This is a genomic window from Microcoleus sp. B13-B6, from assembly GCF_036705405.1.
GTDB lineage: Bacteria > Cyanobacteriota > Cyanobacteriia > Cyanobacteriales > Microcoleaceae > Microcoleus.
Map to the genome: position 1 here is coordinate 55,393 of NZ_JAUBUJ010000021.1, position 10,439 is coordinate 65,831.

9 protein-coding genes, 1 pseudogene and 1 riboswitch are annotated in these 10,439 nt (G+C 45.4%); of the genes and pseudogenes, 7 read left to right on the forward strand and 3 right to left on the reverse strand.

Annotated features, from left to right (window positions below):
• Positions 1-6: 6 nt before the first annotated feature.
• Complete coding sequence (locus QUB35_RS12050) at positions 7-1,200, reverse strand: sensor histidine kinase (RefSeq protein WP_333142134.1); 1,194 nt, start codon at positions 1,198-1,200, stop codon at positions 7-9.
• A 170-nt stretch (positions 1,201-1,370) separates the two neighbouring features.
• Positions 1,371-1,583: riboswitch (cyclic di-AMP (ydaO/yuaA leader) on the forward strand.
• A gap of 100 nt (positions 1,584-1,683) precedes the next feature.
• Between QUB35_RS12050 and ntrB the strand changes: the two genes are divergently transcribed.
• The 4 genes from ntrB to QUB35_RS12070 all read left to right on the forward strand — a co-directional run bounded on the left by ntrB (position 1,684) and on the right by QUB35_RS12070 (position 5,956).
• Entirely contained in the window at positions 1,684-2,532 is an 849-nt protein-coding gene (ntrB, locus tag QUB35_RS12055; protein ID WP_333142135.1) for a nitrate ABC transporter permease, read from the forward strand.
• 166 nt (positions 2,533-2,698) lie between these two features.
• A complete protein-coding gene (locus QUB35_RS12060) occupies positions 2,699-4,129 on the forward strand; it encodes an ABC transporter substrate-binding protein (RefSeq protein ID WP_333142136.1) in 1,431 nt (476 codons plus the stop codon).
• A 152-nt stretch (positions 4,130-4,281) separates the two neighbouring features.
• Positions 4,282-5,121, forward strand: coding sequence for a nitrate ABC transporter ATP-binding protein (locus tag QUB35_RS12065; RefSeq protein ID WP_333142137.1), 840 nt, complete (start codon positions 4,282-4,284; stop codon positions 5,119-5,121).
• Positions 5,122-5,167: 46 nt separating this feature from the next.
• The gene (locus QUB35_RS12070) at positions 5,168-5,956 is read left to right on the forward strand and encodes a universal stress protein (RefSeq protein WP_333142138.1); all 789 of its coding nucleotides are present in this window, start codon (positions 5,168-5,170) and stop codon (positions 5,954-5,956) included.
• A 382-nt stretch (positions 5,957-6,338) separates the two neighbouring features.
• Here QUB35_RS12070 and QUB35_RS12075 read toward each other — a convergent pair whose 3' ends face one another.
• Both QUB35_RS12075 and QUB35_RS12080 read right to left on the reverse strand, forming a co-directional pair.
• Positions 6,339-6,557, reverse strand: coding sequence for a hypothetical protein (locus tag QUB35_RS12075; protein WP_190741995.1), 219 nt, complete (start codon positions 6,555-6,557; stop codon positions 6,339-6,341).
• Between the two features lie 214 nt (positions 6,558-6,771).
• Positions 6,772-8,733 (reverse strand): S9 family peptidase, encoded by a 1,962-nt coding sequence (locus tag QUB35_RS12080; RefSeq protein ID WP_333142139.1) that lies wholly within the window; start codon positions 8,731-8,733, stop codon positions 6,772-6,774.
• 79 nt (positions 8,734-8,812) lie between these two features.
• On the opposite strand from QUB35_RS12080, the gene QUB35_RS12085 reads away from it, so the two are divergent.
• The 3 genes and pseudogenes from QUB35_RS12085 to QUB35_RS12095 form a co-directional block, all read left to right on the forward strand.
• A complete protein-coding gene (locus QUB35_RS12085) occupies positions 8,813-9,736 on the forward strand; it encodes a nucleoside hydrolase (protein ID WP_333142140.1) in 924 nt (307 codons plus the stop codon).
• A gap of 138 nt (positions 9,737-9,874) precedes the next feature.
• A pseudogene (locus QUB35_RS12090) lies at positions 9,875-10,063 on the forward strand (DUF3370 family protein); the annotation flags it as partial.
• Positions 10,064-10,285: 222 nt separating this feature from the next.
• Positions 10,286-10,439 (forward strand): DUF3370 family protein (locus QUB35_RS12095; RefSeq protein ID WP_333142160.1); only part of this gene is annotated, 154 nt, incomplete at its 3' end.

A 10,439-nucleotide genomic window follows, 5' to 3' on the forward strand; every position in this document is an offset into this window, starting at 1 on the left:
AGTAATCTAAACTCCATCCAATTCTAAGGGGAAAATTACAGTGAAGGAGGTGCCAACTCCTACTTCAGAAACTAATTCGATTTTACCTTGCAAGAGGTTGACTAATCGAGCGACAATTGCTAGCCCTAAGCCGGTACTGTCAGGCATCACAGAACCCAGGGAGTTGTTGGCCCGAACAAATGGCTGAAAAATCCGATCGCAGTCTTCTGAAGCAATGCCAATGCCTGTATCGGTGATGCAGATACTCCAATGTTGGTCTGGCAATAATTCGGTTTTTATGGTAATATTACCAGCTTGAGTGTAGCGAATGGCGTTGCTCACCAAGTTGGTGATAATTTGCTGCAAGCGCAAGTAATCTGTCATAACTTGATCGAGAACTGGATCGCACTCAAGGGCGATCTCTAAATTTTTGGCTTTCGCCAAAGGCTCGATTATTTCGACAACAGTGCCGAGCGCCGATCGCACATTTGTAGCACTTAGCTGCAAATTTATGCGTCCCGTGTCGTACCGCGAGATTTCGAGAGTATCGTTAATTAATCTAAGTAATAGTCTGCCGTTGTTGAGGACTTTATCAATATGTGCCAAATTGGGAGCCGAATCTTTAACTCTAGGATTGTTTATTTGGCGCAAAAACAATTGTGAGTAGCCAATAATAGAGGTGAGGGGGGTTTTCAATTCGTGAGCTAAGTGAGATATATTCTCTTGACTGGCGCGAAGTAAGCGACTCAGCTCTTGATTTGTAAGTTGCAATTGGTTTTGCAACTCCTGTAGTTCTTGGAATCTTGCCTGGGTATAGGTTTTGAAACAGTCAGCAATTGCTTCGTCGAGGGCAGTGTCAATTAAGCGATAAGCTCGGTTCACTTCAGCGGCTGAGCCTTTTAGCAATTCTGGCTCTAAAGCATCGAAAATTACCCTCCGCAGCAAGCGGTATTCCCGCGCAATTTCTTGGGCATCGTAGCCTTGCCCGGCCCTGACAGTCCCGTGGTCTAAACTTTCTTGTATGACTGTCCGAAGGTCGCTGTCTTCTGATTCGGACAGCATAGTTACCAGCGCATGCAGTACGATGGGAAGGCTGTCGCGCACGGAATCGTAGGGGAGTTGCTTGGCGGTGCCGATTTCCTCGTCGCTCCGAACAGCTTCGATCCAGTTTTCGGTAATTATATCAATTTTATCTTGTAGCGCTTGGCTAAAATCTATCATGGCTTTTATATAAATCAAGTAAGCGATCGTAATTTTATATTTCTAGATTACTTTAATCATTAGCTTTTTGAATTTTCTCTCAACTTTTGGCCTCTGTCGCACTCAAATAGCTACTCCCCAAGACCTATTGACAATATAATACGCTCGTGCTAGCTTAAGTTAAATTGGCTTAAAACGTCAAGCCTAATCCAGCGCTGCGGAATCAAACCAAGCGTGTGGCTGGAGCGGAGGAACCAATTTTCGGGGCGAATCTCTACAGAATTAAAAAGCAAAGTTAAAAAGTGCCAAATTAGAGTGTAATTTTTGATTTTGAAATCTAAGGAGAAGGACATCTCTCAGTCCTAGCCCGTCAGCTAACTTCGCAGGCATTGAGAAGAGACTGAAAAGCCAAATGTTCTGAAAAAGATTGTTTGGCTTCGTCAGTGTCTCAGGTTGGTATTGTTCAAGATTCTTGTACCTGCCCTGACTCTGAAGGAGATAGAAATGTTCATACAGCTTAATTTATCTGCGATCGCACTTGCAGGAGTTGCAACGTGGAAGCGTGTAAAACCCGTTGTCATCCGAGATGCAGTTTTGTTACCTGCTGCGGGTTTTTTGGGAATTATTGGCTTGTGGTGGATTGTTGCCAGCTTCAACAGCGATTTGATTCCCACTCCCTATCAGGCGTTAATCGCTAATTTAGATTACATATTCCATCCATTTTATCAGCGCGGGCCTGGAGATTTAGGCATTGGCTGGCTGCTGCTAGCGAGTTTGCGACGGGTGTTGGTGGGATTTTTCCTGGGTGCAGCAGTGGCGATTCCCGTGGGATTTCTCATCGGGATGTCGAAACCGGCAATGATGGCGCTCAATCCGCTGATTCAAATCTTCAAACCGGTGTCCCCGCTAGCTTGGCTGCCCATAGCTTTATCGATTTTTAATTTAGCAGAGCCGTCGGCAATTTTTGTCATATTCATCACGTCTTTGTGGCCGACAATTATCAACACAGCTTTGGGAGTTTCTAGCGTTTCCAAGGATTATCTGGATGTGGCGCAAGTGTTGGAAATGCCGCGCTGGAGGCGGATTACCAAAATAATTTGGCCGGCGAGTTTGCCATACATTTTTACAGGTTTGCGGATTAGTTTGGGGATTGCTTGGCTGGTGATTGTTGCGGTGGAAATGCTGACAGGCGGTGTGGGAATTGGCTTTTTTGTCTGGGATGAGTGGAGCCGTTTGAACCTGAGTTCGGTATTTTTAGCGGTGTTTGTAATTGGCATAACTGGATTGTTGCTCGATGCTGCTGTTGACAAAATTCAGGAATTAGTAACGCATCGAGCAGTCAGCAGTCATTAGTCATTAGTCATTAGTCATTAGTCAGCAGCGAACAGTTAACTATCAAGTGTCAACTGTAAGGTGCGTCGCTCATGGATGGTCGATTTTTGTTTGTGATGGTTGGTGGCGACGCACCCTACAACTACAACTTCAAATCTAAAATCTAAAATCTAAAATCTAAAATTGTATGAGTGACAAGTTTTCCAATGAATGGAAGCGCCGCGAGTTTTTGCAAGGGATGGGAATGGCGGCGGCGGGAATGGCTTTATCTGGTTGTGCAATTAGCGCGGATCGATCGGCAAAAGGACTCACAGAAGAAGCCTTAGCCGTAAAGCCGGTTGTCGATTACCGAACCTTAGAAAAACCCGATTTAACCGTAGGATACGTGCCGGTTAACGATTGTGCACCATTTGCGATCGCCTGGAAAAAAGGCTTTTTCCGCAAATACGGTTTAAACGTCACACTCAACCGCGAAGCAAGCTGGGCAACCTCCCGCGACGGCCTCATCTTCGGCCGCCTCGACGCCTCCCCAGTCGTATCCGGCGCCGTCACAAACGCGCGAGTTGGCGCTGAAGGAGCGCGGCACGCACCCCTGTGCGCGGCAATGACAATTCACCGCCACGGCAACGCCATGACGATGAACAAAGCTATGTGGGATTTCGGTTTGCGCCCGTGGAACGAATACAACGGCAATTTGGAAGAATTTGGCAAACAATTTCGAGCTTTTTTTGACAGTCAGCCGTCGGAAAAAAGGGTTTGGGCAGTGGTTCTGAGTTCTGCGATTTACGAATACTTTGTCCGCTACATATCGGCGGCTGCGGGTGTCGATCCGTTGAAAGAATTTCGGGTAATTATTGTGCCGCCGCCGCAGATGGTAACGAACATCAGGATTGGCGCAATGCAGGCTTATATGGTGGCCGAACCTTGGAATACGCGGGCAATTCAAGGCAATTTGGGAGTGGGTTTTACCTTCGTGCAAGGCAAGGAAGTTTGGCAGGGACATCCCGATCGCCTTTTGGGAGTAATGGAATCATTCATTGAGGAAAATCCGAAGACTTATTACTCGCTGGTTAAGGCAATGGTGGAAGCTTGTCAGTATTGCAGCAAGCCGGAAAATCGCAGTGAAATATCGGCGCTGCTAACTGAGCGATCGTTTACGGGGGCGAAACCGAAAAAAGGGGCGATCGACAAATTTACGCGGCCGGCAATTGTTGGCGACTACAACTATGGAGGGTTTGACGAAAAAGACCGCACCCTACAATCGGAAGATGCAACTATTTTCTATGACATTCCTAAGAATTTGCCTCAAATAGCGGGAAATCATTCAACATTTATGTGGCAGTCTCAGAGTATTTGGTTGATGACTCAAGCCGCTCGCTGGGGACAGATTAAGGAAGTGCCAAAAAATGCTGAGGAATTAGCTAAAAAAGCTTGGAGAACCGACATTTACCGCAAGATTGTTGCCGAAATGGGGATCGATTGTCCGAAGGAGGATTACCAAGTGGAACCTGCAGAACTTTTCATTGATAAAAAGGCCTTTGATCCAAGCGATCCGGTGGGTTATTTGAATAGTTTTGAAATTCGAGCAAACCGCCCTCAGTCTTTTTTTCAGTCTTAATGTTTGAGATGTTGCGCTTTTCCTAATGTCCCGCCAGGGAATTTATTCCCTGGCTAATAGCTAAAGTCGGTTGAAACCGACTGCCCAATTTGAGGATTTAGGCAATAGCCAGAAAAGTCAATTAACACTTTACTATTTTTGAGGAGAATACCGTGAGTCAATACACTTCTACTTCTACCAGTACCCAAAGTTCGGTCAAGAGCGATCGTCTATTTCTAGAAATTGACAACTTGTTCAAGTCGTATAAAAATGGTGACGGTAGCGAATTTAGCGTTTTGGACAATATCAATTTAAGTATTGGAGAAAACGAATTTATTTCGGTAATCGGTCACTCTGGGTGTGGCAAATCAACGCTGCTAAAAATAGTGGCTGGTTTGGAAAAACAGAGCAGGGGAATGGTGACACTGGAAGGAAAAGAAATTCGCAAACCTGGAGCCGATCGCATGATGGTATTTCAGCACTACGGATTGCTGCCTTGGCTGACGGTGCGGGAAAATATTCGGCTGGCAGTTGATGAAGTTTTGCAAAGTCTTAGCCGCCCGGAGAAGATTAGTCTTGTCAACGAACATCTAGCAATGGTAAACTTAACGGCAGCAGCCGATAAATATCCAGACGAAATTTCAGGGGGCATGAAACAGCGGGTTGGGATTGCGCGAGCTTTGGCGATTCGACCTAAAATGTTATTAATGGACGAACCGTTTGGAGCGCTGGATGCTCTGACTCGCGGCAAGTTGCAGAAACAGGTGCTGGACATCTGGGAAAATCACAGACAAGCTGCAATGATGATTACTCACGATGTGGATGAAGCTATCTATATGTCCGATCGCATTGTACTGATGACAAACGGCCCGGCTGCGACGATAGGTGAAATTTTGTCAGTGCCGTTTGCGCGCCCGCGCGATCGCCAAGAGTTGCGGGAATCCCAGGAGTATTACGAACTCCGCAACTATGCTTTGAATTTTCTCGATCGCTATTTTACCCAAGACGAATAACGCCCGACGGACAGACCAAACAATTCACTTAAGAGAGGTCAAGCCTGTGAATCTCAAAACAATGTTAGCGCGTTTTGAAAGTGCATTGGGATATCAAAACTTAGCAGAAGAAATGGTGTTGCTGCCGGAGCCACAAGCGCAAGGTTCTAAGAAATCAAAAGTTACAAAACAGGCAAAAAGTATCAATTTTATTGTCGGTTACAACAGTTCTCCCAAAAGCCAAACAGCTCTGGACATTACCCTTTGGATGGCGCATCAAACTCGTTTAGTAACAACTAAAGAAGTCACGGTTCAAGTTGTCTACGTGATCGACGAAGCGCCCAAAAGTTACGGAGAAGATACTTGCAAAGTTGCTGTGGGAAATGCCTTGGCTGCCAAGCCGAAAGTGTCGGAGTTAGAGGAAGCATTTGCCCTTAACTGTGCAGCGCCTGCGATCGCTTTACCTCAAACCGAAATCCCATCAATATCCCAGGGAAAAAGTTGGATAGATCCGCCTGATTTGAGAGCAGTTTTTGGTCAAAATAATGAGTACGAGGTAGCAGATAAGTTGCTGTGGCAAGCGCGCTGTTTGGCTGAGGAATGGCGCGGTTTATTCAAAGCTCATTTACGCATCGGGCGGGTTGCTACAGAACTGAGAAATGTGGTTGAATTAGAATCAGCAAATTTACTGTTCTTGGGCTGTGATTCTGGCAACCATCGGCTGGTTAGGGAACTAGGCAATAATTTTCCGTGCTGCGTGCTCGGGATTCCTTCGGCACTCAGCTATCAGATGGATTTTGGGCCTGAAGAAAGTTTGAGCAAGTTGCAGTTGGCGACAACTATACCTGCACATTAAACTTGTTCAGCAGTTACGCAAAACTTCTATATGTAAGGTGTGCACTGCACACCCTACCGCTATAATTCAATACGGTTCAGTTAAGCTCGATCCCCCCTAGCCAAGGGCGGGCACGGGGGCACCGCCCCTACAAGGGGGGGACAAGAAATTACTCTTGCGTCCCCCTTCTTAAGGGGGATGTAGGGGGATCTCCGAGGAATAAATAGTTTTAACCCAAGCGTATTGCGCTATAATTCGCGCGCCAAACCTTTTTTTACCTTAGTCCTATCTCGATGAAAAATTAAAAATAGTTTCCTTGATGGAAGTCCCAATTACGAGACAATTGGGGCTTTTTTTGATTGTTGATCTTTTTAAAATTACAGTCAAATAAAATTCTCGGCACTTATCTGATCGTAGATAATTCGTTAACTAATTTTATCTTTCCTCGGCACACAGAGCGCAGCAGGCGATCGATCGAGCGTTTGTCTTCCTCAGTCAGATTTTCGTCAAAAATAGCAGCCATCAAACCGTACCTATCCGCTAGAGTAATGTAGCCATTTTGATTCACTTCGGCAAACAGCTCGCCCAAAGCAGATGGAATCAGGTGGACAGGAGTTTGCATAGTAATTGACTCTCTACTCGACGATCGCGCGATCGGGCGTTTTTGCAACAACAAAAGGCGATCGCACTATAAAAATTTATAGCTGTATAGCCTTTAAAGGTGTGACAATAAACAGCAAAATTTGTGAAGTAAATCACCTTTAAAGTTGGCGAATTATGATATAGCTTGCAGGTGCGTTTTAGGGAAGAGCGAGCAACTGCAAACTTAATGTTTTCTAAAGATTGAAAATCGGCACTTCCTCCACAGGTTCAGCTAACTCAAACTTAAACACCCGCGAATAGAAATAGAATTCGCCGTCAAGAGTTCTTTTGATATTTTCAGCGCGGCGAAAACCGTGGTGTTCCCCTTCATAAGCAACATAAGCAACCGGCAAACCTTTAGCTTTCAATATCTCTACCATCATTTCCGCTTGATTGGGCGGAACCACTTTATCTTCTAATCCTTGAAAGAAGATAACGGGACAAGATAAACGTTCGGCGGAATGAATCGGCGAACGAGCTACATACAAATCTTTTCTTTCAGGATAAGGCCCGATTAATCCATCCAGATAGCGGGCTTCAAACTTGTGAGTATCCGTTGCCAAAGCTTCCAAATCGCTAACTCCATAATAGCTCGCACCGGCCTTAAATACATCGCGGAAAGTAAGAGCGCACAGCGTAGTGTACCCCCCTGCGCTGCCTCCGGCGATCGCCATTCTTTCGCCATCAACTAAACCTTTTTGAGCTAAATATTTAGCACCGTTAGCGCAGTCGTCAACATCGACAATTCCCCAACTATCTTGCAGTCTTTTTCTGTATTCTCGACCGTAACCAGTGCTGCCGCCGTAATTAACATCGAGCACGGCAAAACCGCGACTCGTCCAATATTGAATTTTCAAATTCATGCTGCTAGAAGTAGCAGCAGTTGGGCCGCCGTGACTTTTCACAACTAACGGCGGTTTTTCACCCGCAGGCGCTGCGAAATCTTGATTTTTCGGGGGATAGAAGAAACCGAAAGCAGTCAAATTGTTTTCCGTGGGGAATTCAATCGGTTCCGGTACAGAAAGATAACCAGAATTGATGCTTAAATTGCTCGATTTCCGCAAGATTTCTAGTTGACTTGTTGCTAAATTCAGTTGTACAATAGCACTAGATTCAGTCGGCGAACCTGCCAAAAAAACAACTGTTTCTCCCCGCCCTTTGATCGACGAAATATCAGTGTAAGGCGTTTCAATTGTTGTCAACTGCTTAGTCGTTAAATCAAGACTCGCTAAATACCACAGGCCTTGCTGAGTGTAGGTGCAAATAATTTTGCTTTCCGAGACAACGGCATAAGTAGACATTCCAAAAACCCACTGGGGAAGTCCGAATTCAGCCGCCATTTCGCACAAGCTGGTTTCTATCTCTGCTTCCCGCCTTACCAAGGGGGGATTGAGGGGGGTTCTAGATTGCCAGCGGTAGAAATTCCACCAGTTCGACTTGTCAGAAACAAAATACAAAACTCCATCGGGCGACCATTCCGGTTGAAAAATCGACTCATCAACCCCGCCAGCAACCAAGTATTTTTCACCTAAAGAACCGTCAGCATTAATTTCTGCTACCCACAATTCTGTGCCATCCCACGGCATATTTGGATGGTTCCAACAAATCCAGGAAAGTAGAGAACCGTCTGGACTTAAACGAGGGGAAGCATAAAAATCATTGCCCTGAGTTAAGATTTGAATATCTTCGCCGTTATCTAAATTAATGCTAACAATAGTATTGACAGGTTCGCCCTCACCTGCATAGTCTTCGCGCACGCAAATCAGGCGATTTCTCTGCTTGTCAACTATCGCATCTGCATAGCGATAATTAGCAGCAGGTGTCAGAGGTTGGGGTTGAGAATCTAATGCTTGAGAGTAAATACGTTGGTCGGCAAAATGAGAAAAATAGACAACACCGCCAGCCACTGCAAAGGAAGCGCCGCCGTATTCGTGAACGCGAGTGCGAACATTAAAAGGATGCGGTGTCACGTCGCTGATTTTACCGTCAGGAGTGCGCCGCACGAGGACGCTTCTTCCCGCTTCCGAAGGTCTTCCCTCAACCCAGTAAATATCATCGCCGTCAATAGCAATTTGTCCGAGTCCGACAGTTCCAGAAACAATTAAATCGGAAGAAATAGGTGATTTCCAAGACCCGTAAGGTGATACTGTATTCATATAGTTGAGGCAGTTGTGTTTCTAGAACAAAAAAATTAATATTTGTACTTTACACTAATTCAGTCACTGGGGAAGCAAAATGTCCAAAAAACTCGTACTAATGGATCACGACGGTGCAGTTGACGACTATCTCTCAGTCGTGTTGCTGATGACAATGGAGGAAGTCGAAACTCTGGGAGTAATTGTAACTCCTGCGGACTGCTACATTCAACCGGCCGTGAGTGCAACGCGCAAAATCCTTGATTTGATGGGGCGTTCAGAAGTTCCGGTGGCGGCGAGTACGGTACGGGGACTGAATCCATTTCCGGTGTTATTTAGGCGAGATTCCTTTGCAGTCGATCGACTTCCCATTCTAAATGAAAAAGGAACCATTGACACGCCGTTAATATCAGAACCCGGACAAAACTTTATGGTACGAGTTTTGCGAGATGCAGCCGTACCAGTCACATTAATGGTAACGGGGCCGTTAACAACAGTAGCGCAAGCTTTAGATATCGCGCCAGAAATTGAAAGCAAAATTCAAGAAATTGTCTGGATGGGAGGCGCCCTCAATGTTATGGGCAATGTTAGCAAAGATATGGAACCCGGACAAGATATGTCGGCGGAATGGAATGCTTACTGGGACCCGATAGCAATCGATAGAATTTGGCAAACACAAATTCCCGTTGTCATGTGTCCTTTAGATATCACGAATAATGTACCGCTGACTGTAGAATTTTCCAATCTCTTAGCAAAACAGCGCAAATATCCAATTTCCGACTTAGCAGGACAGTGTTATGCCCTAGCAATATCTCAAGATTACTATTTTTGGGACATTTTGGCAACCGCTTATTTAGCGCATCCCGAATTTTACCAACTGCGAGAATGGGAAACAGAAATTATTACCGAAGGCATCAGCCAAGGACGCACACAAGTTAAAATAGGAGGGCGAAAAATTCAAGCAATGGATAAAGTAGACACAGCCCAATTTTACAAATACATATTACAACAGTGGGCGAAGTAAAAATCACAATATCTGCTAGAACTGAGCAAAATATCCGTACAAAACCCGCCCCGACACAAATATTCACATTTTCTTCTCTTCCCTCTCTTCCTCTGCGCCCTCTGCGCCCTCTGCGGTAAAAAAAAACTCATCTCAAAAATGCTGCCAATTATATCAATTCTCCCCTTAGCCCAAACCCCTCCCGCACCTCAAGAAATCCTCCAAATCCAAGAAGTGCGACCCCTCCCCGGACAGTTAGACAACATACCAGTATTTAACAGCAACAGCCCCGAATTAGTGCTGCAAGAAGGAAGTTTGCTTTCGACATTTCCCCCGGATGGTAAAAGATTTAGGAGGACGAAAAATTCAAGCAATGGATAAAGTAGACACAGCCCAATTTTACAAATACATATTACAACAGTGGGCGAAGTAAAAATCACAATATCTGCTATAACTGAGCAAAATCTCCGTACAAAACCCGCCCTGACACAAATATTCACATCCTCTTCTCTTCCCTCTCTTCCTCTGCGCCCTCTGCGCCCTCTGCGGTAAAAAAAACTCCTCTAAAAAATGCTGCCAATTATATCAATCATCCCCTTAGCCCAAACCCCTCCCGCACCTCAAGAAATCGTCCAAATCCAAGAAGTGCGACCCCTCCCCGGACAGTTAGACAACATACCAGTATTTAACAGCAACAGCCCCGAATTAGTGCTGCAAGAAGGAA